Genomic DNA, 25,973 nt, shown 5'->3' with positions numbered 1-25,973 from the left:
CTTTCTTATCATCCCGACCATTTCCTGAACAATGCTTCCGCCCTGTTCCCGTTGGCGTCCTTCAGAGAAGTGTCGGCCCCGCGGGCTGCAAGCAGATCGAAAAGCTCCCTGTCTCCGTTGAGCGCTGCCATATGGAGGGCTGTCTCGCCCCCGTGCATACCGTGCTCCCGCTCGTCAAAGACTTCTGTCCTTGCATTGATAAAGGAGCCGTGAGCAAGCAGAAGCTCCACCAGTGCCCTGTTCCTGCGGCTGGAGGCTTCATGGAGCGGGGTGAGGCCGTTGTCGTCGCGGGCATTCACATCGGCACCGCCGGCGATAATAAGCTCGGCTATCTCGGCATTCCCCCTGGAGGCCGCTTCGTGGAGCACCGTCCATCCTCTCGTGCCTCTTCCCATAGATGCAGCAAGGCGGGGATGCTCACTGAGCAGCTGCCCGGTCTTCGCTTTGTCACCGCGCATTACCGCGTAAAGGAGCTCTTCCGCCGGAGTGATGGAGGCGCCGCTTTTCAGGAGCAGATCCGCCATATTGAGAAGTCTCATGTCAAGAGCTCTGTGGAGGGGGGTATGACCGTTCCCGTCGCAGGCATTGACGTCAGCGCCCATTGAGACAAGAAAGCCCGATATCCCGAAGTTGCTCGAGAGGTGGAGAGGCGTTCTGCCCTCATTATCCTTTGCATTGACATCGGCTCCCCGGGCGATGAGAAGTCTCGCTGCTGCCATGTCTCCCTTGTTTATCGCGCTATGTAAAGGCGTTCTGCCCGAGCGGGTCCTCTCGTTGACTGAAGCGCCGCGGGAGAGCAGGTATTCCACGGACTCTTTTCCCCCGAAGGCGGCCCTTTCAATTGCCGTCTGGCCGAATTCATCGGGCTTTGTGATGTCGGCGCCCCTCTCTACGAGAAATTTGATCATGGGGAGGTTCCCTTTCATTGACGCTATATGGAGGAGCGTCTCCCGGCCCACTCCTTTGGTGTGGATATTGGCGCCGCGCGACACAAGATACTCCAGGGCCGGAAAATTACCCCAGTATGCGGTGTAATGGATAAGAGGCACGCCGAGCTCGTCTTTCTGGCGCACAAGGCCGGGATTGCGCTCCACCAGCTTTTTCAGCATCTCCATGTCATCGTCGTGGAGGGCATCAAGAAATTTTGATCGGGGGCTGTTCTTCCAGAGGAGGGGCTGGATGACAAAAGAATAAACGAAGACTGCCGCGAGCAGCAAAATGAGCACACCAAGAACAGAGAGGCACGAGATCGGGGTCAAGCATAGTTTTTTTGCAATATATATCACAAGGAGCCCTCCGAGGATCGAAAGGCACGAGGCAGGTGAGAAGGAGCCCATATGATATCACCCCCTCCCTAGTACTTTTTCAGGGAGGGGAGATCTCCTGCGCAAAAAGAAAGCGCCGCCTATTTTCAGTGACTGCATCTCTGGTTCCAGGAAGGAACAACCTTATCTTGCATACAATATTTGATCCTGTGACCTGTAAGCGGCTCCCGTGCATTGCCGCCAGCTTCTCTTCATTGAGCATGCCACCCTGGATTGCAGGCAGCGTGGCAAAAATCCATAATGCTCTCGATAGCCGGGGAAGGGAAATACCATGCCGTCTCCACTTGAAACAAGCACTGTCCTCAAGGAGGAGCATGGCCTTGATGCTTTGCTCAGGCGCTCCTTCGGCTTTGCTGTTTTCCGGCCGCTTCAGCGTGAAATCATCACCGACAGCCTGGGCGGGCGCGATGTCATCGCCCTTCTCCCCACCGGCGGGGGCAAGTCGCTCTGCTACCAGCTTCGGGCGCTTGCCACAGAGGGCCTTACCGTGGTGATCTCGCCTCTCATCGCCCTGATGAAAGACCAGGTGGATGCCCTCACCGAGCTCGGCGTGCCTGCCACATTCCTGAACTCATCCCTTACTGCTGAAGAGTCCCGGAAGCGATGGGCAAAGCTCCACCGGGGCCGCTTCAAAATACTGTACCTTGCCCCTGAGCGCCTTAAAGGAATGCTTCCCCGCCTGGCAGAGTGGAATCTCGCCTTTGCAGCAATAGACGAAGCCCACTGCATCTCCGAGTGGGGCCATGACTTCAGGCCTGATTACAGGGAGCTCTCGGCTCTCCGCGGCAGCTTCCCCCAGGTGCCTCTCATGGCTCTCACTGCCACTGCAACCGCCAGAGTGCGCGAGGATATAGCGCGATTCCTCGCCTTATCGGAGCCTGCGCAGTATGTGGCCAGCTTCAACCGCCCCAACCTCTCATACCGCGTCATCGCCCGCCACGAGCCATTGAAACAGGTGCTGCAGGTCCTGGAATCCCACAGAAATGAGAGCGGCATCATTTACTGCCTTTCGCGCAAGCAGACCGAGGAGCTCGCCGCTTCACTTGAGCGCCGGGGTATCCGGGCCCGGGCCTACCATGCAGGCCTTGAAGCAGAAGAGCGCACAAGGCGCCAGGAACAGTTCATCCATGACGAGGTCTCCGTGATGGTGGCGACCATTGCCTTCGGAATGGGCATCGACAAGCCCGATGTCCGCTTCGTGGTCCATCACGATATGCCCAAAAATCTCGAGAGCTATTACCAGGAGACAGGGCGCGCAGGCCGCGACGGCCTCCCCGGCGAATGTGTGCTCCTTTACTCTGCCGGCGACTATGCGAAACAGATGAGCTTCATAGACCAGGTCAGTGATCCGGATGAGCGGGAGATAGCCCGCATTCAGCTCGGCCGCATGCTCGGGTTCGCAGAAAGCAGCACCTGCAGGCGCATAGAGCTCCTGCGCTATTTTGGCGAAATATTCAGGAATGGCGACGGAGACGTGCTTTATGAGTGCGGTGCCTGCGACAACTGCCTGACTCCCCGGGAGAGTTTCAACGGCAGTGTTGAGGCGCAGAAAATCCTCTCCTGCGTGGTGCGCATCAGGCAGATGAGCGGGTTCTCCACGGGCCTCCAGCACGTAGTGGACGTGCTCTGCGGAGCCGACACCGAGAAGATCCGCCGCTGGGAGCACCACAACCTGAGCACTTACGGCATCGGCAGGGAAACCAGCCGGACCGAGTGGCTCTTTTACGCACACGAGCTCATCAAGCTGGGGCTTCTCTCTCTTACCGGCGAGAAGTTCAAGGTGGCCGGGATCACCGAGAAAGGGAGACAGTTCCTCAGGTCAAAGGAGGAGATACTGCTCAGGAGACCCCTTACCAGCGCACGCCTCACCGCAGAACAGAGGAAAATCCAGCGTGCCCGCACGGGCGAGCGAGAGGTTGACCGCACCCTTCTGGGAAAACTGAAGGCCCTCAGGCTTGCCATAGCGAGGAAGCGGGGCATCCCCCCCTTCATGATATTTTCGGATAAGACTCTTCAGGAGATGGCTGCAATGTGCCCTTCCACACTGAGCGAGCTGAGGCAGGTGAGCGGCGTGGGCGAGCGCAAGCTGGCGGCGTACGGAGAGGCTTTCCTGCAGGTGTTATGTTGACGGAAATGAGCTGAGGCTGAAATTCTGACATATAAAGGGGACAGCCTTATGCTCCTGCCTTCAGAAGGGCTGCCCCGCCTCACCGCGATTGAAGGAAATACCCGGATCCTGGAGAAGATTTAGACTGCGGCGGACAAGAAGACTCAGCAAAGAAGAGGTATCACACCATGGGAAAGAAACCGCCCGGCACAGCTGCCCCGCCGCAATGGTATGAGGAGCTTTTCCGATGACAGGGGCTCTGTGAAATCCATAAGGTCCAACGAAAGGTTCTATGTCCCTTCGGAAATCACGTGGCAGCTCACATGCCTCGGCTTTCAGAATGTTGACATATATGGCGCCAGGCTGGGAGCCTTAAGCAGGAACCATGTCCTTACGCCGGAAGACTTCGAGATGCTGGTCATCGCAGAGAAGCTCTGACGATTATATCCCGGTTCATGGAGGAAAAAGCGATGCGCTATCCTGTAATGATACTTCTTCTTGTGATGCTTGCCACATCCTCAGGCCAGGGGGTCGCCTCGCCTCAAAAAAGCAGGGCCCAGAGCGAAAAGCTTGTCTCCATGAGCTATGTGAGGGCCGATCTTGTCCCGGTCCTCAACAGGCTTGCCAGGGATATGGGGCTCAACATCGTCGTTGATCCCAAGGTGACCGGGACCGTCACGGTGGAGCTGAAAAACGTGCCGGCCCTCTCGGCCCTCAATCTTGTGGTGACAACCAACGGCTATAATTACAAGGTTCTCGACGGGACCGTCGTGGTAGGCACCGACGAGATGCTCCAGAAGCTCCCCTCGAACCTCATGACCATGCAAGCCGAAAAAGTAACAGAAGCCCTTCGCCTCGCCCATGCCGATCCCGGGGAGATCATCGGGATACTGCAGAAGCTCTATCCCCACGCGACGCTTCAGGAGGATTCCCGCCTCCGTGCAGTCATAGTCACTGCCGATCGCGACACGATAAAGAAAATCAGGGCCCTCATCTACGGGAGCCCTGAGGAGTGAACTTTCCATGCTTCAGGTCTCTGGGAGTGCACTGGTGGAAAAGGATTTATTTTGTTATTTGAGATTCTTCTCAAGCCACTGCGCCACATCCTGGTGAGAAGCCAGTGACCCGTCGCTGATCTTCTGGGCCAGGGCGTATCCATAGGCAGTGAGAGCAAGATCCTGGTGGCTGTTTCCTCTTCGGGGATGTCTGCTGGGCCAGGGTTTATGGGTGTAGGGAAGATCCTTGAGGATTTTCCCTACGCTGTCCTTCACCGCAGCCCTGTTGCCGGACTTCGCGCTCTCCACGGCTGATTCGAAGTCCTTCACGTCAGCCCGGTCAGTCTGCCAGGCCTGGGTCTTATTCACATCGTAAAGATAGCCTCCATTGTTGTCGCCGGTCTTTTCATGACCTATGGCCGCTCTCTGGTATATATTGTACAAAGGGCCTCTGGTAGAGCCCAGGTCAACGGCAGTGAGAAAGTGGCCCACCTGGTTGTTGGAGAGCTCCGGGTTCTTCAGGAGCCTGCCGTCCTGGAAGTCCTTATCGAACCCGCTGTCATCGAACTTTTTTTTGAAGTGGACCCTGTCGCCACTGCTTGTCTCCTTAAGCACGTGCTCCAGGCGCTCCCGGGCGGTTTTCCCGGGGAGCGACGGGTCTTTGAACATCTCGACAAGTGAGTCAAGTGAATTTTTTTTCTGTGCCTGCCCGCTCTGTGCAGCGCTGCCCGTGCTCTGGGTATCAGCGGTCTTCGTGGAGCCATCGCCGGCAACAATGGGCGTGCCATGCTTATCCTTACTTTTCTGGATTTCAGTACCGTCGAGGCTTTTCAGCTTCTCGTTAAACCACGACAGCGCCTTATCGTTTCCGGCGTCGCCATCGTCACCGGCGCCCTGGGATGCCGGTGTGCCCTTCAATGCCCCGGAAATATTTTTCAGGTGAGACTTTCCCCTTTCATCGTCGTGGTGCCCGCCGAGAGTCTCAGTGGAGAGAGTGGAGCTGTCGGCAGGCGTGGTGACGAGACGGCGCAATTCATCTGAATCGGCACTGCGGTATCCTCTGGACTGCAGGGGCGCTGTGCTTGATGGACTCAGCAGCAGGGGCGATGACCCCTTGTTTTTCTCCGTGTAAGATCCACATCCTATGCTTCCCACTCCACCAAGGCCATAATCTTCAGCCATGGACTTTCCCCCCCTGTTGTGCTGTTACTTTGTCTATAGCTTCATTATATCTCAATAATTCTCAAAGGTGTTCCATTTATATGAAGCCTCTGTAAAATCATTGTGAACGGCCTGTGAATTCTTTACGGGAAATCACAATTGTTCTGCAGAGCACAGACGGGGTGCCGGCGATGTGCTAGAATGAGGGCAGAAGGAATAAGAAGGGAGGCGGCGGTGATGAAGTTCGTGAAGATAACCAAGGTTGAAGGAGATGTGGTATTCGAGATAGATGGCCTGCTGATACTTCTTGTCATTCTGGCGGGCCTTTACATGGCTTTCTTCAGGAGTCCGGTAATGCAGCTGTTAATCAGGAACCTGCAGACCTATTTTCTCGAGATAGCCCTGGCAACCATTGCCTCCGTGATATTTGTGGCGCTCATGTGGCGTGCCGGAGAGAATAGCAGCGAAAACAGAGACTATGAGTATTACTGACATGCACAAGCGGGAGCGGCGTCTTTCATTACCTCTAGCTTAAGCGTCAAAAAGATAAGCGGCAAGACACACCCTTGTTGACACTTGCCATATCCGGCCGCTGTCGGCTCAGGATCGGTGTCCACATCTGCGGCCTTTCTTATCGAGATTTCATGAAAACACCAGGCTCTGCCAGGAGACCCTTTTCATAGACCAGGAAAGGGGTACCTTCCGAGAGGGAGCCGAAGGTGAAGGTGAGCTCGTAAGGTGCCCTGCCCCTCACGGTAAGGGTACGCAGATTGTGGAGCAGGTGGAGGTGGCAGGCCTCGCAGAGCACAATGAGGTTCCAGGGGTCATCGGTGCCCCCCTGGGAGCGCCTGATGATGTGGTGCACATGGAGGTTTCTGCGGCATCGGCAGCCGGGGGTCTGGCAGCGGAAGCGGTCACGCTTCATGATTGTATGATGATGGGCCGCTTTTTTCAAGGTTCCCTCGGTGACAAGGTAGTCTGCAAGGAGGGCTGCAAGGAATTTCTCTTCCGGCAGGATCGGGCTTTCGGTGCCTTCTGCGAGGGCAAGGCGGCCGAGAAAGGCATGAGCTGCCAGGTTCCAGAGCGCCTCAAGCTCCCGGGGGAGGAAGAACTTGATCATCATGGCGCTCCCTGCTGCCTGCGAGGGATCTCCTGCCGAGAGGATGTCCACCAGGAAAGCCTCATCGGGGCTCTCACCCCGGGGAATGGTGCAGGCTTCCCGGGCTTTTTCCAGTGACTGATGACACGAGCACAGGGCATTTTCGCATCCATGCCCATGGGGTGCCTGCTCCTCCCCGTTGCATACCCCCGCATGCAGTTGATCGCTCCCCGACTGGTTTTCGAGGCCCGCACACAGGGTGGATTTTTTTTCAATTTTCATGGAGGCCTGTGAGGCGAGCATCTCTTCCACATCTCTGAAATACCTCCAGGGCGCATCAAAGTGCCTGTCGCGGCTCGCAATAAGCTCCTCGTCATCTGACGTGAGAGGCCACGAAGGATTGAGGGAAGGGCCTGTGTACCAGGACCCGGTCCTTATGATGTCCTGCACTTCCTCCGGCAGGTTGTGAAACCTCTCGTCAGTGACGTAGCGGAATCCGGGAAGAAGTATGTAATTATGGGAGACCAGGCAGTCATACTCCAGGATCCTCGCAGAGCGCTCTGCCTCTTCCCTGAGGTCCGCCGTGGGCACGCTCGCGGCATAAGCGATCCACTGTGACTCATTCCTGGAGTCCACGACGGGAAGAATGAGGCGAGCCTGCTCCCTGGTGATGATGCCCTTCCTGAAGGCATCCTCGGTAAGGGAGTGGCGGTGGAAGCCCTCGGCGAGCCTGATGAGCTGGCGGGTCTGGGCCATCGAGAAGCCGCAGCGCTCACCGGCATAATCCTCGATGAACTCAAAGCCGAGAAGGCGGTGGAGCTGCCGCTCATCCATCGCCCGAAGGAGCATTCCCGCGGCCACGTCGAGCCTCTGGCGGATGGAGGCGGCCTTCCGGAGGCGATTCGCAATCGCCTTGGCGGAGACCCCGACGTCTCTTCCCGGCCGGGCCTCCTCCAGCCACGACGGGAAGAAGATGCTCCACTGGGAAGACCACGGAGTCTCACCGGCCTCTCCCTCGCCGTCTTTCCAGGTGACCTCATCAGGATCGCTCCCGCGGCGGTTTCCCATCCGCCTCTTCAGGAGGGGTACCCGGGAGAATATGGGGCGGTTCCCCCTGTCATCAAGGGCTTGAAGCTCTGGGGCAACGTGCCCCGAGGCCATGAAGTTCGCCAGCATCGCCTCGACGAAGCCGGCGGAGGGCCCGTCATAGTGCTCTTTGTCCCTGAAGAGGGAGAGGGCGAAGTCCCAGGTGAGGGCAAGGGAGGGCGGCACAGTGAAATACATCATCGTGCCTTCATCCCCGTCGCCGTGAGAATCATCGTATGCTCCGCCCGCCGCGCGCAGACTTTCTTCAGAACCGGGCGCCCCATCGGCTTTCTCTTCTGCGAGAGCCTTCTTCACTTCCCGCTCAAGGCCGCACAGAGAGCGCCCACTGGCAATGGCAAGCCATTCAGCCTCGTTCTCAGGGGTGGCGACCCTCGACAGATGTCTGAGGGCGCTCTTTGCGATCCTGCCCTCAAGATAGGCCTCCCGCGTGAGGGGGAGCGCCCTGAGAAGCTCGAAGTTGTGCATCAGCTCCGACGCGGTGCGCCCCGAGAACGAGAGATGCTCCGTGGCGAAGACTCCCATGGAGCGGTATCCTAACTGATCAACCCCTTTCGTTTTAAGAGTGACAAGAAGGCCCCCAAGCACAATGTCCAGCGCCTGGCGGCCGCGGACTGCCTCACAGAGGGTGAAATCGATCCGTGATGCCCGCTCATCCCTGTCGATTGAGCCGAAGGTGATGTCCCCGGTGAGCCTTTCCGCTTCGGGGATGAGGCCTTCCCTGGTGATTTTGACGAGGTGCTCAGGCCTGCAGGGCCCCTCCGCGGGAAGCTCATAAGGCTCCGGGAGGAGGAGCATATCCTCGCAGTCCTGTGAAGAAAGCGAATCACCGAGGTGAAGAAGCTCTTCTTCATCAGGGAGGAACATATTGGAGATAGAATGGGTCTCATGTGTATCCATGATTATATGATATCATAACGATGATGAAATATCAAATAAGGCACCCTTTAAAAACCTTATCACTGCAACGATAAAAGGCCATCGCAGGATGCCCTCCAGAGGGCCTGAAAGGGTCGAAGAGGTCAAAAATGACCCTGAAGGCCATAGAGCGTAAGTCAGCGAAGGATTGGACCGGTTTTCATGCGTGTAAGACCGGATCTGTCGCCGGGTGGAATTTCTTTTCGTTGGAAAGATTTTATGAGGCGGCATTCAAAGTGCCCGCGGTAACATTACTATGCAATACCGGGGAAATATGGTCCGGTGGGGGAAACATATCCGATGGACAATTTTTCACTATTATGCTATACTTCGTTTATTGAGTCATACTTCCCATTTCCAGTTTCTTTTCACCCTCGCATGGTCCTCAGCATGGTAATATATGAGTTTTTGTTGCAGCATTGAAAGGAGCAAAGACCAATGAATAAGATGAGTAATATTTTCTCGTTTCTCTGGGCAGTCATTCTTTCCATGGCCCTGATTCTGGGAGGCTGCGCGGGAGGCGGCGGCGAATCGGGCGCGTCATACTGGGGCGGAAGTGGAGGAGGAGAGACTTCCCAGGCCTATTCCGTATCAGGCACGCTCCGCGACACCATCACGAGCACTCCTGTGCAGGGCGCCGCATGCACCCTCTCGCAGGCCCGGGGCGGGAATTTTATCAAGGACTTCCTCAGGATTCCGAAAGAGACGGTGACTGTCAGCTCTACGACGACAGACCAGAACGGTCAGTACCGCTTCACCGGCGTGCCGTCGGGGACTTACACAATCACCTTCAGCAAGGCTGATTATGTCACCACTGAGCTCAACAGCCTCTCGGTGACAGGCGACACGGCAGGCGTGGACCGCACGGTGGTGCAGGTCTCGCAGTGGAACCAGATCGCCGGCCCCGATAATCCCTACGATACCACGAAGGATTATGTCATCGTCGATGCCGCACTCCCTTCCAAAAGCGCAAGGCCTGCAGTTTCAGGAGTCGCAGCCTCAATCACCCCTTCAACGGGAGTAAAGATAGGCTACTTCACAGACAGCACGCCGCCCACCATTGACTGGAGCGCGACAGGAACATACGCCAACGGGAGGATCATCTTTTACGGTCTCACCCCGGGAACGCAGTACTCCATCAATTTCTCTCTGACAGGTTATACCTTCCCGGTTCTCAACGTGTCATCGCCCGGCGGCGGAGGAGTTGTGCAGAACTATAATATCTACGCCACTTCGCCCACGCCTACGGCTTCCCCGACAACACCCACGCCATCCCCGACAACGCCCACGCCTTCCCCGACAGCACCGACTCCCACCACCTCTCCCGGTGGGGGCGGAGGAGGTGGGGGTGGAGGCGTGCCGTCGCCGTCACCGTCACCGTCGCCGTCACCTTCACCGACCCCTGCGGGCACTCTCCGGTGGAGCTTTACCTATTCTTATGCAGGGCCGATCAGTTCCTCTCCTGCCATAGGGAGCGACGGCACGGTATATTTCGGCTCCGATGATTACAAACTCTATGCCTTTTCAGCCTCAGGCTCACCCCGTTGGAGTTACACCGCAGGCGGGTGCATGCAGACAGGCTCTCCTGCCATAGGGAGCGATGGCACCATTTATTTCGGCACGGACGATAAAAAATTCTACGCGGTAGATGCCTCAGGCTCGCCCCGATGGAGTTACCAGACGGGAGGTGAAATCTTTTTGTCGCCTGCCATAGGAAGCGACGGCACCATCTATTTCGGTTCGAATGATATGAATTTTTATGCCCTTAATGCTTCGGGCGCGCTCAGGTGGATCTACATGACTGGTGGTGAAATCCACTCTTCGCCGGCAATAGCGAGTGATGGCACTATTTATTTCGGCTCCAACGATAGGAATCTTCATGCTCTTGACGCCTCAGGCGCGCCCCGGTGGACCTATCCCACGGGTGATATAATCTATGCATCTCCTGCCATAGGAAGCGACGGCACTGTGTATTTCGGCTCAGGCGACGGCAATTTTTATGCCCTAGATGCCTCAGGCTCACTCCGGTGGAGTTATCCCGCAAGCATAGGACAATGGTGCATGTCCTCTCCTGCCGTAGCGAGCGACGGCACCATCTATTTCGGCTCACGCGCCCCTACCAACAGGCTTTTTGCCCTTAACGCCTCAGGCTCGCTCCGGTGGTCTTATACCCCGGGCGACGAAATCAATTCCTCTCCTGCCATAGGAAGCGACGGCACCATCTATTTCGGCTCAAACAGCAACAAGCTTTATGCCCTCAATGCCTCAGGCTCGCTCCGGTGGAGCTATGGAACGACAGACGATATCTATTCATCGCCCTCCATAGGGAGCGACGGCACCATCTATTTCGGCTCGCGCAATCAGAGATTTTACGCCCTTTTCGGCACCGGCACCCTGGCCACGAGCCCCTGGCCCAAGTTCCGTCAGAACCTCTTCAACACAGGGAGAAAAGAGTGAGTGAGGATCAATAAGGTCTGAGAGCTTTTGCCAGGCAGGCGCGGTACTGCCGTCATCTCGAGCGCCGGCCCGGGGCTTCTTCCCAAAAGAGGCTCTCGCCTCCCGTGTGTCAAATAGTTGGTTATTGACACTGGAGGTGGGAACCATGAAAAGAGCTCTGCGGACTCTTCTTGCCCTGTCGCTGCTGGTACTCATCGCAGCCTTTCCTCTCAGGGCCGCGCCTATTCACGATGCGGCCAAAAACGGCGACAGAGAGGAAGTCGTAAGGCTGCTGCAGTCTGACAGGAAGCTTGTAAACGCGAGGGATGAGGCCCACGGCAACACCCCTCTGCACTGGGCTGCCTACCGGGGACATATGAGCGCTGCTGTGGAGCTCATGGCCTATGGAGCCGACGTGAACGCGAAAAATAACGACGGCTACACGCCCCTGCGGGACGCGGCCTACAAAGGCCACGTCAAGATCGTGGAGTCTCTGCTGAGGCACGGCGCCCGTGTTGATGAGAAGGATCGCACCTACGGAGCCACTGCCCTTCACTGGGCTGCCAATGCCAGCCAGGATAAGGGCCAGGCGGAAATCATAGGGCTGCTGATGTTCCTTGGCGCCGATCCCCGGGCAAAAGATAAGGAGGGAAAGACTCCCATTGACTGGGCATCCTCCAATGGCAGCAAGGATGCGGTGCGCCTCCTCTCGAGGACGAAGGGAACCTACCTTCTTGCCTCGCAGGTCAACGAGTTTTTTGACGCCCTCTGCAGGAATGATGTCACCAAGGTAAAGGCCCTGGCAGCGAAAACCCCTGCACTCGTGAAAGCGAGGGAAGCAGGCATACCGGGAGGCCAGGGCTTCACGGCCCTGCATTTCGCCGCCGAAAGAGGGAATCGTGAGATCGCAGAATTTCTCATAGAAAAGGGAGCCGACGTCAATGCGACAGGCGTCACCACCAGTGATTTCTCCACCGAAGGCTTTACCCCCCTTCACTGTGCCGCATTTGACGGGGCAGTGGAAGTGGCGGATCTCCTTATCTCAAAGGGAGCGAGGGTATTTGCACTGGACACTTTCGGGCGGACTCCTCTCCACATTGCCGCTTTCAGGGCAAAAAAGGACATGCTGGCCCTTCTTCTCTCAAAGAGGGCCAACATAGGGGCAAAGACCAAGGAAGGCGAGACGGTGCTGCACGAGGTGGCTGCAACCTTAGATGTTATGGCGAGGCGCGGGATCAGTGAAGATGAGCTCTGCCAGGCAGCGGCCTTTCTTATAGAGAAAGGCGCGCCTCTCAATGAGAAAGACAGGTATGGCACTACTCCCCTTATGGCTGCCACGAAGAACAGGCATAAAAAGCTGGCGGAAGTGATTCGGACCCATGGAGGACGGTAACCAATGAAAGTGCTCAACATTGAGATCAAGGTGAAATCATCGGATGCTGATTCGGTAAGGAAGCTCCTCCTCTCGAGAAATGCAAGGTTTGCAGGGGAGGATCACCAGGTGGACACTTATTTCAATGTGCCGAAAGGGCGCCTCAAGCTCAGAGAGGGGACAATTGAAAACAAGCTCATCTATTACGAAAGAGACGACAAAAGCGATCCGAAGGAGTCGCGGATAATCCTCTACAACCCTACGCCCGGCTCATCATTGAAGGACATTCTCACGAGCTCCCTGGGGATAAAAGTCGTGGTGGACAAGAAGAGGGAGATATACTTCATCGACAACGTGAAGTTCCATATCGACAGCGTGGCGGAGCTGGGCTCATATGTAGAGATTGAAGCAATTTCTGAGGAAGGGAAGATCGGCAGGGATACCCTCGTCAAGCAGTGCAATGAATATATGCGTCTCTTCGGCATTCCGGACGCCGATCTGGTTCATTGCTCATACAGTGACCTGCTGCTGGAAAAAAAGCGGCAGCAATGACAGGGCTGCGGAATTTTAACAAAGTGTTCATTGACGAAGCGCCCGGTTTAAGCTATTCTTATTAAGAGCTTTTATCCAAAGCAGGGAGCATCTTATGATATCGGAAAACAGGCCTGCAGGCTCATTGCATGGGACCCCGCCTCTTCACAAGGCCGGCTCTCACAAATGTGGCGAACCGTCGTCTGCTGCGGCATCACTGCCTGGCGATACTTTTGAGAGAAGCCCCGGCAAAGCAAGCAGCGGCGTCACTGCGTCCCGTCCCTCCCCGGCCGGAAGCGGAAAAGAGCTGTCTCCCGCATTGAAACGGCTTGTAAAGGCTGCCGACAGCGATCCTTTCATACTTGTGCCAGGGAACGGCCCCGAGGGGTTTTCCCTCAAAGCTCCAAGCGAGGTGGATCCCGGGAGCCAGGCCTCCGAAGGCCTGGATGCCAGGGGGAATGCCATATGGGCTGTTGACCAGAAGTGCACTTACAGGGATGTGCAGGGGCAGCTTGACACCCTTCTGCTTGACGGCATATTCTGCGGCGGCTCCGCGGGAAAAACAAACAACGGTCCCACAGCAGCGATCCTCGCTGTGGAGAGAGAGGGCCGCTGGGAGGAGATCCCCCGGCACGACCATACAGCTGCCGGCGCGAAGAAAAGCCCCTTTCAGGACCCCTCGATCACCAGGGTGATCGTGAAGATGGACGGAGTGAAACCGCTCCAGAGCCTGGGGGCCGTGTTGCCCGCCGGGACCTTTGAGGCGGTCGTGGACACACGGCAGACGATCCACGGGGAAAATAAAAGCGAGCTGACGCTCCATTTTCTCAATCCCGACAAACGCTCGGGGCCATTTCCCGGCACCACCGAAGGCGCCGTCCGCTTCAGGGCTTCAAGGAATGCTGATGATTCCGTGACCATTGAAGGCTATTACGTGACGCGTGCCGCCAGGGAATATATCGATCACCTCACGGATTTCGTGCCTCTTGCAAAAACCGGCAAATCCCTGTTCTCTCTTGGCAGATCTCTTTACCGCCTCACCCCCATGGGCTTCATCACGAGCCCCCTCAGCGACGCCCTCGGCAGGACCATGGAGGGGATAACCGACAAGGCCATAGGCACCCTTGGCTTCACAAGGCCCGCAGTGGCAGCTCTCCACTCCAGTTACTACCGGACTGTCCTTTTCCCCAACCTCCTCGGGAAATAGCACTTCGTCCGATTCTACAGCCCGGCATTGCCTCTCTCTTTCCATGCCCTGGAGCATGCACAGAGGAGAGGTGAAAGAGAGAAGAGAACTTGGGAGAGGTGAGGGATAAAGAAAGGGGGGGCACCATGAAAGGTTTTTACTCTCTCCGCTCTGTTTTGCCGCTGGGCTGTTTTATGATAATTCTCGGAGCCTGCGCCTTCGGTGCCCCGAAAGCCACGCTCCCTGCGGCGCTTCTCCAGCTCTGCGACAAGCTCGCCACCTATGAGATCGAAGTGCAGGGCACCCTTCCCATCACAGTGAAGATGGGATTCGGCACCTGCGACAGTGCTTTGAACTCTCCTCTCTCGGTGAGCGTCGAGGTGCCCGGGACCGGAGCTGCCGACCGGCTTGAGCTCTGGGTTGCCCGCGAAGATTACGTGGACAGGGAATACCGTTTTCCCCGCGCCACCGATGAAATCCATCTCAGGAAGGACCTGGTGCCGCAGGCTTCTACCACCGTAGGCTTCGGCCCTATGAAGCGCGGGAATATCTATTATGCCCAGGTCATCGCGTACCGCGGAAGCACTGAGGCTGGCAGGAGCCCTCTTGTCATAAGGGCCGCCTTGATCCCGGCGCCTCGCGAGGCCCTCAATGAAAAGAATATCATGACAAGAATAGAGCGCTCCAGTGCCCTGCGCGATGAGATTTTCCGCGTCTTTGGCTTCAAGCCCCACGTGGCGGCCCTGATCAAGGGGACCTCGTCGTTCTATACAAAGGACCCTGATAAAACGGGAGGTGCAGGCGGATGGTACCCCTGGGACAGGATAGTCATTGTCGATGCGTGGGGGCGACAGGCGGGCCTCCATGAGCTTGCCCATGCCTTCTGGCATGATTACAGGAAAACCCACGAAGGGATGGCAAGGAAGCTTGCCCGCGACGTGGTGAAGCTCTCCGAGATGGACCCGGCAAAACATGGTGAATACAAAGAGGCCATTACCTTCGCAAGGGGCTATGTGAACGGGGTAGGAGACTGGAAGGGGATGTACGCCGGCGGCGGTGAGAAAGTCAAGGATGTCTATCACCTGAGTGATGAGGATTTTCAGAAGCGCGTGCTTGACTGGGAAATCTTTGCCGGCTTTTCAAGCTGGACGATGGGGCAATACAAGGCAGGCCCTCACATGCTTCCCCAGTTCATGTGGCTCTACCTGGATCTCATCTTCTCAGGGAGAATCCTGGAAAAGCCCTATTACGAGGGGGGAAAAGAATAGGGGGCTCGTCTCGCCCCGCCGTCAGTGGCTCAGCTTTTTCCTGAGAGTCAGGATATTCCTCTGGTTTTCATGGCGGTATGCCACATCATCCATGAACTGCCGCACAAGGAAAATGCCAAGGCCCCCGATTTCCCTCTCATCAAGAGGGGCATTAAGGTCGGGAGGGGGAATTTCGAGGGGATTGAAAGGTGTCCCGTCATCGGAGATCTCTACAGAGAGCTCATCGGCAAGCATTTGAAGATCGATGACAATTTCGTGGGATTCAAAATCATCATAGCCGTATGAGATGATATTTGTCACGATCTCCTCGAGAGCCAGGGTGATGTCATGGATCACCTTGCTTGCAAGGCGCTCCGACGATCCGAAGTCTGCCAGTTCCGTCGTGAGCCTCTTGATTTCCTGAAGGTCGTTATTTACTGTAATTTTCATAGGCTCTCCTTGGTCTTTGCTGCTTTTTCCCCCAGGTATCTCAGGACCATAATGGTGATGTCATCGGACTGCTCGGCGCCCTGCGTAAAGGCCCTGATCTCCCCGAGAACCGCTTCTTTCACCTGCGTCGCCGTGGCTTTCTCCACTTTGCCCACCACCTCGGCCAGCCGCGTAGTGGAAAATTCCTTGTCGTCAACGCTGAAGGCTTCAGTGACGCCGTCGGTGTACATGACCAGGCACTCGCCTGCTGAGAGAGAAATCCTCTGCTCCTGGAATACCTCGTCTTCATTCAGCCCCACGGCAGTGTTTCCTGCATCTGGCAGAAAGGTGACTGTCCCGTCATTCTTCACCAGTATCGGCGGGTTGTGGCCGGCGTTGGAATAAGCAAGCTCACCGCCTGCCGTGTCGAATATGGCGCAGAAGAGGGTGACAAACATGCATTCCTCGTTGTTCACGGAAAATTCCCTGTTGGCCGCCGCCACGATCTCTTCGGGTTTCAGGCAGCCCCCTGCCGCAGTCTTGATGAGTGTCTGCATCTTCGCCATGAGGAGCGCTGCGGGGATGCCTTTCCCCGCCACGTCGCCGATGACAAGGCAGAGATGATTCTCATCGATAAAAAAGTAATTGTAGAGGTCGCCGCCTATATCGCGGGCGGGGAGAAGCACCGCATCAATGTCGAGCTCCGACCTGTCGGGGAAGGGAGGGAACTTTGTGGGTACCAGGCCCATCTGAATGGCATGGGCAATGACCAGCTCGCTCCTCATCCTTTCGCGGGCTGTCGTGGTCTCGGTGAGCTCTTTGATATAGGACTTGAGGGAATCGCGCATCGTGGAAAAGCTCACCGCGAGATCTCCCACCTCGTCGTGTTCCCTGATAACGGGGAGAACCACATCGAGATTTCCCTTGGCAATCTCGCCGCTGACCTTTGAAAGCAGCGAGAGGGGCCTGGTGATGCTCCTGGAGATTTTCACTATCATCGTGAGAAGAATGAGGAAACCAATTATGCCGAGAACTGTCATTGAAGCAGTGAGCTGCTTCATGTCATGCTCCATCACCGCGGTGTTCCAGACGATGCCCAGGGACCAGCGGCTCCTGGTGAGAGGCCCGAAGCTGAATATATTTTCCTTGTCTCTGTCAGGGTTCATATACTTGAGGAAGCCTGTTTCCCCTGCCACCATCATTTTTCCTATCTTGCGAAGCTCCCCGTCATTCTTGCTCCTCGCGAGGCTGAAGATTGTCTCGTTCATGATGAGCTCTTTTCTCGGGACAGTGAGAAATGTGCCGTTTTTCGAGATAAGGAAGCTGTAATCAATAGGATTCAGGGTATCGCTTTGCCTTTGAGCGGGGAGCAGGATGGAATCCCAGAACCGGTCGAGACTCCCGCGCTTCTCTTCCATCTTGAAGGTGGACATTATCTGCTCCACCATATTCTGGAGCCACTCGAGGGAAATATCAACGGACACCACGCCAGCAAAGACCTCTTTCCCCTCCACATGACGGTAGAAGGGAACAGAGTAAGTGGCCATTACGATCTCCCCCCCGTTCTCATCATAATAGGGCTCGGACCAGCAGGGCCTGTGGAGCATCTGCGGGATGATAAACCAGTCCTCATAGAGGTAATTAAAAGGCTTCTCTTCTGTTGTCCGGAGGGTAAGCTCGCCGTTTTTCCTGAAGTAATAAAGGTCCATGAGCCTTGTTTCGCGGTCGTAAGCATAGGGTGCATAAGTGACGGAAAAAGCAAAGAAGCTCCTGTTGTTCTCCATGATGGTCTCAATAATCCAGATGAGCTTATCCTGGGGGAATGCCCTTTTTTCCAGGATATGGGCCACATTCTCAGGCACTTCCTCCATAGGTTCCAGGATGGAGTCCATATGGTACAGGGACTGCGTGGTGAGGAGCATAGCCTGGCGCTCCATCTCCTTCCGGAGGTGATGCATGGAGGAGAGATAGTAATAGACCATAATCCCTGCAAAGATAAGGGTGCAGCTTGCAAGGATGGAGAGGCTCATGCGGAAGGCCAGTCCTCTATTTTTTCTCATGGGCAGTTAAATCCTTGTAAAAGGCGCTCCAGGGGGGGATGTGCTTGATGATCTTCTCGTTTTGGAGACATTGTGCGGTTTTCATATAGTCATCATAAGAGAGTTTACCCACGGCTTCCCTCCCATACATGACAAGATCCTCGATATGGCGGAGCATCCATTCCTGATGCACCGGGCTGGCGGGGATCTGATGCTGGCGCATGATGATTATGAGATCATGGATGGTTTCCTTCTTGTTGGCGAAAGCATAGCGCCACCCTTCCAGGGATGCGGCGACAAAATCCCTGCAGAGTGCGCCATTATCACTTGTAAAGGTCTTTTCAAGCGTATAAAGGCCGTCCTGGGGGAAGCCAATTCCATAGTCGGCGAAAAAAAAGGTGGTGAGGTCATCCCTGTCGAGGCCCGTATTAATGAGGACATCGTACTCGTTGTAATAGGTCGCTGATGCCACGTCAACGCAGCCCCGCAGGAAGAGATTCATGGTTTCTGACTGGGGGATCATTTCCACTGAAAGGCCATGGCGTCTGAAAAATGCCCTTGCTTCCAGCTGGAGGTTGGTATCATCCCAGATCCCCACCTTCCGGTGCATCATATCGCGGGGCTCACTGATGCCGCTTGATTTTCTTGCGATAAACATAAGGCCGGATTTCTGCAGGATCTGTGCGATGTTCACAAGGGCGATGCCCTGCTCTCTTTTGACAATTCCAGTGGTGAGCGGAAAAGTGGCGAACTGGGCTTTCCCTTTTTCAAGGAGCTCAAGTGACGAGGCCTTGGGGCCGCCGCGGAGAATGGTCACGTCAAGCCCCCTTTTCTCGTAAAAGCCCTTTTCCTTTGCCATTATATAGCCGGCGAACTGGGCCTGGAGAAGCCACTGGGGGGCATAGACCACCTTTTTCAGAGGCGCCGCCGCGGCAATGGTCTTTGTGACGACCATCAGGAAGGCAATGGCAATAAAAAGGCAACCTGCCTTCTGCATAAGTTGCCTATCTTTTCTCTCATCCGCGGCGAGCCGTGCAATCAAGCCTTTCTCTCCTCGACGGATTTTCTCTGCATGGTGAGGAGGTAGTCATCAAGCTCAGCGATGCTTGAGAAGATCTGCTCCTTGGGGAGGGCCTTGATAATCTCGAACACCTCTTTTATCTGGGGCTGCAGGTTGACCATCATCACGGTGCCGCCGGTCTGCTTGAGGTGCTTCTTGGCTTTGGCGATGACGCGGAGGCCGATGCTGCTTATATAATTCAGCTTGTCAAGGTCCATGATCAGGATACCGGGCTTATTCTCAAGGGCGCTCTCGACCTTTTTCTCGAAGGCCTCATAGGTGGAGGCGTCAATAATGCCTTCCGGTGCTACAACAAAGACACCCGGTGACTTTTCATAGGAAACTACGCTAAGGGACATAAAACCTCCTTGTGGTCGTGACTTGAGGGCATGGTCTGAAAATGAGAACAGAGCACTCCATGCGCTCTGCCCATTATAACTTACGGGATTGAGATAGTCAATAGAGGATCAGATTATGATATCGCCGGGCGATGCAATGAAATGCCGCGAGAGCTCGGGGAGCAGGGCGGCAGCGTCGCTTTCCAGGTAAGTGGCTGCTGCGGGGCGGCTCCCGGCCCGCCTTCCCTGTTCCTCCTGGAAGAGGGCATAGGCGTCGATATCCTTGAGGTCGCCAAAATCAAGGCCTGTCGCTTTTTCAATGGTATCAATGGTGACCTGGTAGGGAGCCACGGCTGAAGTGTCCACCATGTCCTGGGACTCGCCGCCGCCTCTTCCCTGGGGCGTCTTCTTATTATTGATGTGCTGAATGAGTTCTTTCTGGCTCATCATGAACGCCGCCGCGGCAAGCTTGTGATCGCTTTCCCGCTCAAGGATGACTATCTTCCAGAACTCCCCCGGCAGCTGTGAGCCGCGGTAAGAGATGTCATCGCTGCTGAAAACGGGGCCCGTGAAAACGCTGAGACGTTTTTCCTGCTGGTCCGCCCTCTGCAGGAGCCAGTTTTCCAGGTCATGCCAGTTGTTCTGGTTGAGGGAGCCATGCTGGGGTACGGCGTTGGGGAAGAAGAAGGTATCATTGTTCGCTCTGGTGGCTTCCTGCCTGTCGCCCCAGACTACGTCTCTGCGTCTCACCATGTGGCCTCTGTCGAGGTTGTTGCCGGAATAAATATAGTCGCCAAGCTGGTTTTCCGCGCCTATGATCTCGTCGATTTCCCATTTGCCCCGCTTGATATCATCCCTGAGGCTTTTCCCGTCGAGGTTGTTTGCCGTAAAGAGGGCCATCTTCCGGTCCTTGTTCATCACAATCGAAAAATGGGTATAATTCCTCACGGTCTCGCCTTCCCTGCCGAAGTGGAGCACCGTTTCGGCAGTGTCATCAGTCATTTTGGGGAAAGGGACCTTTTTGTCACCGCCCAGGAAGCTCTCCTCGTAGCCGCCCTCGACGGGGAAGGCATGGTAAAGCGCCTCTGCGTCTTCTGTTGAGGAGCTTTTTTCAGTGTTCTTGCTCTCGGTGGCCGGCCCCCTTTCAATGGCGCTCTCAAAAGCTCTGTGAATATCTGACTGCTTCACTGAGGCGCCGGGATCTTTGCCAAGGGTGACTGTATCCTGCGGTGTGACGGAGCCCTTCTCATTGTCATCCCTCCTGCCGGCTTCACGGGAAGAAGGATAATAAGGTCCTGCGCCTGTCCGGCCTATTGCTGATGAATCTGTCATGGCGGTTCTGCTCCTTTTTAGTTCCTCTTTATACTTTACAACGCCGGGGCAGTTGAAATCAAGGATATAATGTTAATGAAAGGTTAAAATATGGGAGTCTCTGCGGCAAAAGGTGATGCTCTCTCTTCTCTAGAATTTATTGGCAGAATATTCCCGGAGAGAGGCGGTCACCATGCGAAAAACCATTGTATTTCTCCTTCTGGCAGCCAGTTTTATTTCAGGCTCACTGATGCCTGCTCACGCGCAGGCTGTCACTTTCAGCTCGGACTCCTCGCCTGGCGGTGCAATGACTGAGTTTGCCAGCAGGGGGCCCAGCCTGTTTCTTCAACTGAACAGCGTCGGTCCCGGCATCAACAGGCTCAGGATACTGAATGCCGCCAACAATGACGTGATGTGGGACAATGTTCCCACCCCGGGCGCCTCGATCTATCTTCCCCCTGCACACTACAGGGCCTATTGCTGGAGCGGGGAAGCATCAGCTTCCGGTGCTTCGGTGGCGGCAGCCTTTGTCCCTGGGGCGGCACAGCAATACTCGGCGCCTTCCCCCCCGCCATATCCCCAGGACCAGGATGAAACGGTGCCGGGCTACTCTGAGGAGTTCAAGAACAGCCCTGCCGACAGCGGGACCTCATGGGATTCGCCGCTCAACTATGACAATTACCGGGCAAACCAGCCCTATTACAACATGTATCCGGCTTCTTATTACCCCCTTCCCCAGGGCGCATCGAATTCATCGAAGTTCTGTCATTACTGCGGCGGGTATCATCCTGTGAAGAGCTGCACATATACCGGCCAGTAAGGGTGATGGACTGTCACATGGCATTGCTGTGTGAGTGAAAGGAGCCTTCAATGAGAAAAGATGCATCTGTTCCTGCCTGTGCCGCTCTTTTGCTGTTATTGTTCTGCCTCCCTCTCCGCGCTGAAACGCTTACATTCAGCGCCGACTCATCGGCACCGGGCTCCCTTTCGGAGTTTACCTGCGAGGGGACAGGCTCGAGCCTGAGGATTGCCTCGGTGGCCCCCGGGGTAAAAAGGCTCAGGATTGTCAATGCTGCTGACAACGAGGTGATATGGGACGGCAGGCCTGTAAAGGGGATGGTCATAAAGCTCCCGCAGGGGACATTCAGGGCGTACTGCTGGTCTGAGGAGAATGCCCCGTCATCTGCAGGGATCACGGGAAATCTCCTGAGGGAAGAGAGTATTGCGGCGGTGGCTCCAGTTGAGAGCCCGACGCCTGCTCCCTCGCCGACGCCTGTTGCCGTGACTCCGACGCCTGCGCTTTCCCCGAAGCCTGTCGCCGTGGCTCCGACGCCTTCTCCCTCTCCGACGCCTGTTGCCGCGACCCCGGCACCTGTTGCCGTGACTCCGGCACCTGTTGCCGTGACTCCGGCACCTGCGCCTTCCCCGAAGCCTGTCGCCGCGACTCCGACGCCTGCTCCCTCGCCGACGCCTGTTGCCGTGACTCCGACGCCTGCTCCCTCCCCGAAGCCTGTTGCCGCGACTCCGGCACCTTCTCCTTCATCAGGTGTCCCGAGGGGAAACCCGGCATTCTGTCATTACTGCGGGGAGTATCACCTGCCCGGCGGATGCAGCTATACCAGGTAAAAGAGCAGACTGCCCGAAAAGTAAAAAGAGGGGAAAGACACGTCTTTCCCCTCTTTTATCGTAAAAGATCAGTTGCCGAAGGCAAGTGCCTTGTCCAGGGCCGCTTCAGGCTGCACCACGCCGTTCCCCTGCTGGTTGGCGTCCAGGTCGGGGAGCCTGCTTGCCGTGGAGGTGAAGACCTCTTTTATTTGCTGGGGCGTGAGGTCCGGCCTGGCCTGGATGATATCGGCCACGATCCCCGCGAGCACGGGCGTTGCCATCGAAGTGCCCGAGATGCTGATGTAGTCAGTTCCCACGTGGGGGATCTGGGGCAGCTGGTCGAGCTGCGATCCGGGGGCGTTCGCCGCCGTGATGTAAACACCCGGTGAGAGGATGTCAGGCTTTGTGAGGCCGTCGTAAGTGGGGCCCCGGCTCGAGAACTTTGCGATCCCGTCATCGGAGGGATCAACAGTGCGCTTTGTATCGAGGGCTCCCACGGTGAGCACGTTGGGATCCATCCCCGGCGAGCCTACGGTGCTGGCCTTGGGTCCCGAGTTGCCGGCGGCAATGACCGGTATGATCCCCTTTTCCATAGCCGCTTCCACAGCCTGGCAGATGGGGTCGTCCTTGTATGACTGGAAGGCCGGCCCGCCGAGGGACATGTTGATCACCTTGATGTTGTATTTCTCCTTGTTCTCCGTGGCCCACTGCACGCCCTTGATGATGTCGGAGAAGCGGCCTGAGCCGTCCTTGGCGAGGACCTTGATACCCACGAGCTTTGCGTCAGGAGCCGTGCCCTTGTACTTGCCCTGCGATGCCTCGCCGGTGCCGGCGCAGTCACCTGACACGTGGGTGCCATGACCCTGGTCGTCATAAGGCTCCTTCTGGCCATTGATGAAATCCTTGAAGCCTATTATCTTGCCCTTGAGGTCGGGATGGGGGTGGATGCCCGTGTCGATGACGGCGATTGTCACGTCCTTCCCCGTGAACCCCTTTTCCCAGAGCTTGTCTACGCCAAGAGTCGGAACAGTCACGTCAAGCTTGTAAGGCTGAATTTCCTCGGGCTTCGGTATCAGCACCGAGGGATCCTCAATCATTTTGTGCTTGCCGTCAACATAGACTTTCATGTCATCGCTCTTGGCAAGAAGAAGCTGCGAGAGCTGCTCTTCAGTGACCTCGGTGGTATAGCCGTTGATCAGGGGAAGGTCATCTTTCTTCTTCACTCCCTGGAGCGTGGGAGCCTGGCCGCTCTTCGAGGTAATGATGATAGGTATTTTCCCCTCGTCGGTCTTGTCCTTTTTTTCAATGGAGACCATGTCCTCGGGGTTCTCCAGGGGCTTGCAGGTGCCGTCATCCTCGGGGCACTGCTGCTGTCTCACGGGGCCGCTATAGCTCTGCCCTTGTATCCCGGTGGTGTTCATATTCGGGTTGATTGACATATTCTCTCCCTCCGTTTCCTGATGGTGTCGTTACTTCTGGAGCTCCTTGGGATCGACGGGCCCTGATGAGCCCATGGCAGAGATACCCCGCACAATGGGGCTTATGTAAGTCGGGCCTTCTTCCTGGCCGACCTTCGATGCTTCAAGCTGCCTGTCCAGATCAAGGCGCTGCAGCTTCTGGTTCGGCGTGAGCTCATCGGTTTCAGCGCGGCCCTTCACGTTCCCCTTCATCTGGTTATACATGTCATAAGCCATCTTGGCGAAGGGGATGGCAAAAGCGGCAATGCCTGCAGGCTGGGCGATGCCCGCGTACTGGGCGAAGGAGAGGCCCACGCAGGTTGCCATGACGGCGGCGCCGGTGGCGGTGTCGAGGGCGCCGTCGATGACCATGGTCTTCCTGTTCTTGATGGTGTCGTCCTTTATCCCTTCAAAGACCTGGTACGCGCCGTTGAAGGCCTGACGGCCTCCTCCCGCGATACCCACTTTTGTGGCTATCTCGGCAGGCATGAAGAAGAATTTTCCCGGCGGCTTCTTGCGCATCGCCTGGTAGGCCTCATAGTGGCCCGCATTGGTGGCTATCTGGAGGGCGAACTTGCCGAGCTTTACGCCCTTCTCCCCAATCTTTTCGAGCTTGTTGATGGCATGGGCCGGCATGCCCATCTTTTTCATCAGCTCATGCATCTTGGTGTCCTTCGCAATGGCCGAAAGCACATCGTTCCACTGCGTTTCCATGGCGAATATTTCTTTGTCATAGCCATGTTTTGCATCGAAGCTGGGCGGGTCGAAGAAAGTGGGCGCCATATCGAAGCCGTAATCGGTGGGCATATAGGCCGACATGCCCTTGGCGTTTTTCACGGCCTGTCCCACATGGGCGTTGTCAATGACTGCCTCGCCTGCTGCCTTGATAAGGGAATCGGCAGCCTTCTTCACGGCGGGGAAGTTGTAGTTGTTGAAGCGCTCGTCGGCCTTGATGGTCTCGGCGAAATGAGTGACATCGCGGTAGTCCTGGTAGGGCTCGCCCTCCCCGGCAAAGAAGCTCTGTGTTTTCTTGAGATCCTCCCTGAGAGCCTCCTTGAGCTCGGGCTTTACAGAGATGCAGTGCTGGAGCTCTTTTGCAAGACCTGAGAAGGCATTCTTGAAGCCCTCGTATTTTTCAAGATCGATGGCGGAAAAAGTGGGCGCCATCATCTCCGCCGTAGGGCCGGGCTGGTACTTAGCCTCGAAGACGAAGAATTTTGCGAGCTCCTCGGGAGTGATGTCGCGGTCCTGCAGCTCAAACCTCAGGTCCTTCATCACGGCATCAAGGGGCACGCTCCCGAGGCCTGTGACACTCTGGGATCCCACGAGGACCTTGGCGCTGTCCTTGAGCTCCCCGGCCACCTCGGCCTGGGCCATGAGGCTCCCGTCAAAGGCCACCACATCTATTTTCTGTCCCGCGGTCTTGGCTGCTTCGCGCATTATGTCGCCAAGCTCCTTGTTATCAACGGTGCTTCCCGTCTCGGCATCGTGGAGAGAGCCCGCGAAGCCTCCGCCCTGGCCGTAGAAGATGATGCAGTAGTGCTCGGCGGGGTAGTTCTGGATGCCCCAGTTGATGAAATCCTTGACGTTCTGGGGATCGGCGGCATCAGCGGAGCCGATGTCCTTTACCACCGGTGAGATTATATTCTTGGTATATGGCGGGATGAACCATGATTTCATTTCGTCCATGAGAGGCGCAGGATTGGGGTTCTTCTCCACGTGGTAGCGCTTGGTGCCGCTCCAGTCGTGGGTGAACCTGTCGGTGATGAAGCTTGAGCGTGAGAGCTGCGCGAGGATATCGACATTATCGTCGCTCCCCGCAACCTCGAGCTGTCGCATCTTCCCCGGCGCAAGGCGCTGGAGGGTGCTGTCCTTCCCGTCAAGGTAAGCGAGGACAGTCCACTTCTTCTTGTGGGGCCCCTCAGGCGGGGGGCTTTCAGCAGGCGTGCCTTCAGCAGGAGGGCTTTTCCCTATCTCCACGCTGTCCTGGGCTGCAGCCGGTGCCTGTTCCTTGGCCACCGCCTCGCCTGCCTGCGCGGGCTTTCTTGTCTGTGCAAGAGAAGCCACCTGTGGGGATGAATCAATGCGGTCTATCGACATAACGCTTTTTGGACAGGTATAAGACCTGCCCATCCTCCTCTCTGGTCCCGCCATGGGGAGAGTCTCAAGACATTTTCAACCGGTACTATAATAACAGAAAGGAGGCTTTTTGGATCAAGATTTCATGTTACAAAATTGTTAACATGTGGGGAG

Annotated in this window: 21 protein-coding genes; 11 read left to right on the top strand and 10 right to left on the bottom strand. The window is 56.3% G+C overall.

All coding sequences use genetic code 11. The annotated features are described in order from the left end of the window. Positions 1 to 8 precede the first annotated feature (8 nt). Complete coding sequence (locus tag RDV48_00590) at positions 9 to 1,337, bottom strand: ankyrin repeat domain-containing protein (protein ID MDQ7821266.1); 1,329 nt, start codon at positions 1,335 to 1,337, stop codon at positions 9 to 11. Between the two features lie 259 nt (positions 1,338 to 1,596). On the opposite strand from RDV48_00590, the gene recQ reads away from it, so the two are divergent. From recQ to RDV48_00575, 3 genes are all read left to right on the top strand, one after another. Further along, positions 1,597 to 3,453 (top strand): DNA helicase RecQ, encoded by a 1,857-nt coding sequence (gene recQ, locus RDV48_00585; GenBank protein ID MDQ7821265.1) that lies wholly within the window; start codon positions 1,597 to 1,599, stop codon positions 3,451 to 3,453. 240 nt (positions 3,454 to 3,693) lie between these two features. Beyond that, positions 3,694 to 3,870, top strand: a complete 177-nt coding sequence (locus RDV48_00580; protein MDQ7821264.1) for a hypothetical protein — start codon at positions 3,694 to 3,696, stop codon at positions 3,868 to 3,870. Positions 3,871 to 3,902: 32 nt separating this feature from the next. After that, positions 3,903 to 4,448, top strand: a complete 546-nt coding sequence (locus RDV48_00575; protein ID MDQ7821263.1) for a hypothetical protein — start codon at positions 3,903 to 3,905, stop codon at positions 4,446 to 4,448. A gap of 54 nt (positions 4,449 to 4,502) precedes the next feature. On the opposite strand, the gene RDV48_00570 is transcribed toward RDV48_00575, so the two are convergent. Continuing rightward, a complete protein-coding gene (locus tag RDV48_00570; protein MDQ7821262.1) occupies positions 4,503 to 5,609 on the bottom strand; it encodes a hypothetical protein in 1,107 nt (368 codons plus the stop codon). Positions 5,610 to 5,822: 213 nt separating this feature from the next. On the opposite strand from RDV48_00570, the gene RDV48_00565 reads away from it, so the two are divergent. Continuing rightward, on the top strand, positions 5,823 to 6,080 hold the full coding sequence (locus RDV48_00565) for a hypothetical protein (GenBank protein ID MDQ7821261.1): 258 nt from the start codon (positions 5,823 to 5,825) through the stop codon (positions 6,078 to 6,080). Positions 6,081 to 6,219: 139 nt separating this feature from the next. Here the strand turns inward: RDV48_00565 and RDV48_00560 are convergent, their stop codons facing one another. After that, positions 6,220 to 8,691 (bottom strand): HNH endonuclease signature motif containing protein, encoded by a 2,472-nt coding sequence (locus RDV48_00560; GenBank protein MDQ7821260.1) that lies wholly within the window; start codon positions 8,689 to 8,691, stop codon positions 6,220 to 6,222. Positions 8,692 to 9,147: 456 nt separating this feature from the next. Between RDV48_00560 and RDV48_00555 the strand changes: the two genes are divergently transcribed. The 5 genes from RDV48_00555 (at position 9,148) to RDV48_00535 (ending at position 15,502) form a co-directional block, all read left to right on the top strand. Continuing rightward, positions 9,148 to 11,166, top strand: coding sequence for a PQQ-binding-like beta-propeller repeat protein (locus RDV48_00555; GenBank protein ID MDQ7821259.1), 2,019 nt, complete (start codon positions 9,148 to 9,150; stop codon positions 11,164 to 11,166). A 145-nt stretch (positions 11,167 to 11,311) separates the two neighbouring features. Continuing rightward, complete coding sequence (locus RDV48_00550; protein ID MDQ7821258.1) at positions 11,312 to 12,538, top strand: ankyrin repeat domain-containing protein; 1,227 nt, start codon at positions 11,312 to 11,314, stop codon at positions 12,536 to 12,538. A gap of 3 nt (positions 12,539 to 12,541) precedes the next feature. Then, positions 12,542 to 13,069 carry a class IV adenylate cyclase gene (locus tag RDV48_00545; GenBank protein MDQ7821257.1) on the top strand — a complete coding sequence of 176 codons (528 nt, stop codon included), beginning with the start codon at positions 12,542 to 12,544 and terminating at the stop codon, positions 13,067 to 13,069. Positions 13,070 to 13,163: 94 nt separating this feature from the next. Then, complete coding sequence (locus tag RDV48_00540) at positions 13,164 to 14,255, top strand: hypothetical protein (protein MDQ7821256.1); 1,092 nt, start codon at positions 13,164 to 13,166, stop codon at positions 14,253 to 14,255. Between the two features lie 125 nt (positions 14,256 to 14,380). Next, positions 14,381 to 15,502, top strand: a complete 1,122-nt coding sequence (locus RDV48_00535; protein ID MDQ7821255.1) for a hypothetical protein — start codon at positions 14,381 to 14,383, stop codon at positions 15,500 to 15,502. A gap of 21 nt (positions 15,503 to 15,523) precedes the next feature. Here RDV48_00535 and RDV48_00530 read toward each other — a convergent pair whose 3' ends face one another. The 5 genes from RDV48_00530 to RDV48_00510 form a co-directional block, all read right to left on the bottom strand. Continuing rightward, on the bottom strand, positions 15,524 to 15,931 hold the full coding sequence (locus RDV48_00530) for an ATP-binding protein (GenBank protein ID MDQ7821254.1): 408 nt from the start codon (positions 15,929 to 15,931) through the stop codon (positions 15,524 to 15,526). Beyond that, positions 15,928 to 17,970, bottom strand: a complete 2,043-nt coding sequence (locus RDV48_00525) for a SpoIIE family protein phosphatase (protein MDQ7821253.1) — start codon at positions 17,968 to 17,970, stop codon at positions 15,928 to 15,930. Before RDV48_00525 ends, RDV48_00530 begins: the two co-directional genes overlap by 4 nt. Then, complete coding sequence (locus RDV48_00520; GenBank protein ID MDQ7821252.1) at positions 17,957 to 18,946, bottom strand: ABC transporter substrate-binding protein; 990 nt, start codon at positions 18,944 to 18,946, stop codon at positions 17,957 to 17,959. The genes RDV48_00525 and RDV48_00520 overlap by 14 nt, the downstream gene beginning before the upstream one ends. A 41-nt stretch (positions 18,947 to 18,987) precedes the next feature. Then, positions 18,988 to 19,368, bottom strand: coding sequence for an STAS domain-containing protein (locus tag RDV48_00515; GenBank protein ID MDQ7821251.1), 381 nt, complete (start codon positions 19,366 to 19,368; stop codon positions 18,988 to 18,990). 108 nt (positions 19,369 to 19,476) lie between these two features. Further along, on the bottom strand, positions 19,477 to 20,679 hold the full coding sequence (locus RDV48_00510) for a DNA/RNA non-specific endonuclease (protein MDQ7821250.1): 1,203 nt from the start codon (positions 20,677 to 20,679) through the stop codon (positions 19,477 to 19,479). Between the two features lie 172 nt (positions 20,680 to 20,851). On the opposite strand from RDV48_00510, the gene RDV48_00505 reads away from it, so the two are divergent. After that, positions 20,852 to 21,478, top strand: a complete 627-nt coding sequence (locus tag RDV48_00505; protein ID MDQ7821249.1) for a hypothetical protein — start codon at positions 20,852 to 20,854, stop codon at positions 21,476 to 21,478. 50 nt (positions 21,479 to 21,528) lie between these two features. Beyond that, positions 21,529 to 22,284, top strand: a complete 756-nt coding sequence (locus RDV48_00500) for a hypothetical protein (protein ID MDQ7821248.1) — start codon at positions 21,529 to 21,531, stop codon at positions 22,282 to 22,284. Between the two features lie 68 nt (positions 22,285 to 22,352). Here RDV48_00500 and RDV48_00495 read toward each other — a convergent pair whose 3' ends face one another. Next, on the bottom strand, positions 22,353 to 23,702 hold the full coding sequence (locus tag RDV48_00495; GenBank protein ID MDQ7821247.1) for a S8 family peptidase: 1,350 nt from the start codon (positions 23,700 to 23,702) through the stop codon (positions 22,353 to 22,355). A 30-nt stretch (positions 23,703 to 23,732) separates the two neighbouring features. Further along, positions 23,733 to 25,820 (bottom strand): clostripain-related cysteine peptidase, encoded by a 2,088-nt coding sequence (locus tag RDV48_00490; protein MDQ7821246.1) that lies wholly within the window; start codon positions 25,818 to 25,820, stop codon positions 23,733 to 23,735. Positions 25,821 to 25,973: the final 153 nt, after the last annotated feature.

The organism is Candidatus Eremiobacterota bacterium, assembly GCA_031082125.1.
Lineage (GTDB): Bacteria > Vulcanimicrobiota > CADAWZ01 > CADAWZ01 > Ess09-12 > Ess09-12.
The sequence above is the reverse complement of the archived record's forward strand: the minus strand, read 5'-3'. Positions and strand labels throughout refer to the sequence as shown.

Coding starts and splice junctions, on each gene's coding strand:
- RDV48_00500 (MDQ7821248.1), top strand. CDS start 21,529: ATGAGAAAAGATGCATCTGTTCCTGCCTGTGCCGCTCTTTTGCTGTTA.
- RDV48_00535 (MDQ7821255.1), top strand. CDS start 14,381: ATGAAAGGTTTTTACTCTCTCCGCTCTGTTTTGCCGCTGGGCTGTTTT.
- RDV48_00510 (MDQ7821250.1), bottom strand. CDS start 20,679: ATGACAGATTCATCAGCAATAGGCCGGACAGGCGCAGGACCTTATTAT.
- RDV48_00505 (MDQ7821249.1), top strand. CDS start 20,852: ATGCGAAAAACCATTGTATTTCTCCTTCTGGCAGCCAGTTTTATTTCA.
- RDV48_00590 (MDQ7821266.1), bottom strand. CDS start 1,337: ATGGGCTCCTTCTCACCTGCCTCGTGCCTTTCGATCCTCGGAGGGCTC.
- RDV48_00540 (MDQ7821256.1), top strand. CDS start 13,164: ATGATATCGGAAAACAGGCCTGCAGGCTCATTGCATGGGACCCCGCCT.
- RDV48_00515 (MDQ7821251.1), bottom strand. CDS start 19,368: ATGTCCCTTAGCGTAGTTTCCTATGAAAAGTCACCGGGTGTCTTTGTT.
- RDV48_00550 (MDQ7821258.1), top strand. CDS start 11,312: ATGAAAAGAGCTCTGCGGACTCTTCTTGCCCTGTCGCTGCTGGTACTC.
- RDV48_00560 (MDQ7821260.1), bottom strand. CDS start 8,691: ATGGATACACATGAGACCCATTCTATCTCCAATATGTTCCTCCCTGAT.
- RDV48_00520 (MDQ7821252.1), bottom strand. CDS start 18,946: ATGCAGAAGGCAGGTTGCCTTTTTATTGCCATTGCCTTCCTGATGGTC.
- RDV48_00530 (MDQ7821254.1), bottom strand. CDS start 15,931: ATGAAAATTACAGTAAATAACGACCTTCAGGAAATCAAGAGGCTCACG.
- RDV48_00525 (MDQ7821253.1), bottom strand. CDS start 17,970: ATGAGAAAAAATAGAGGACTGGCCTTCCGCATGAGCCTCTCCATCCTT.
- RDV48_00555 (MDQ7821259.1), top strand. CDS start 9,148: ATGAATAAGATGAGTAATATTTTCTCGTTTCTCTGGGCAGTCATTCTT.
- RDV48_00495 (MDQ7821247.1), bottom strand. CDS start 23,702: ATGTCAATCAACCCGAATATGAACACCACCGGGATACAAGGGCAGAGC.
- RDV48_00575 (MDQ7821263.1), top strand. CDS start 3,903: ATGCGCTATCCTGTAATGATACTTCTTCTTGTGATGCTTGCCACATCC.
- RDV48_00570 (MDQ7821262.1), bottom strand. CDS start 5,609: ATGGCTGAAGATTATGGCCTTGGTGGAGTGGGAAGCATAGGATGTGGA.
- RDV48_00490 (MDQ7821246.1), bottom strand. CDS start 25,820: ATGTCGATAGACCGCATTGATTCATCCCCACAGGTGGCTTCTCTTGCA.
- recQ (MDQ7821265.1), top strand. CDS start 1,597: ATGCCGTCTCCACTTGAAACAAGCACTGTCCTCAAGGAGGAGCATGGC.
- RDV48_00545 (MDQ7821257.1), top strand. CDS start 12,542: ATGAAAGTGCTCAACATTGAGATCAAGGTGAAATCATCGGATGCTGAT.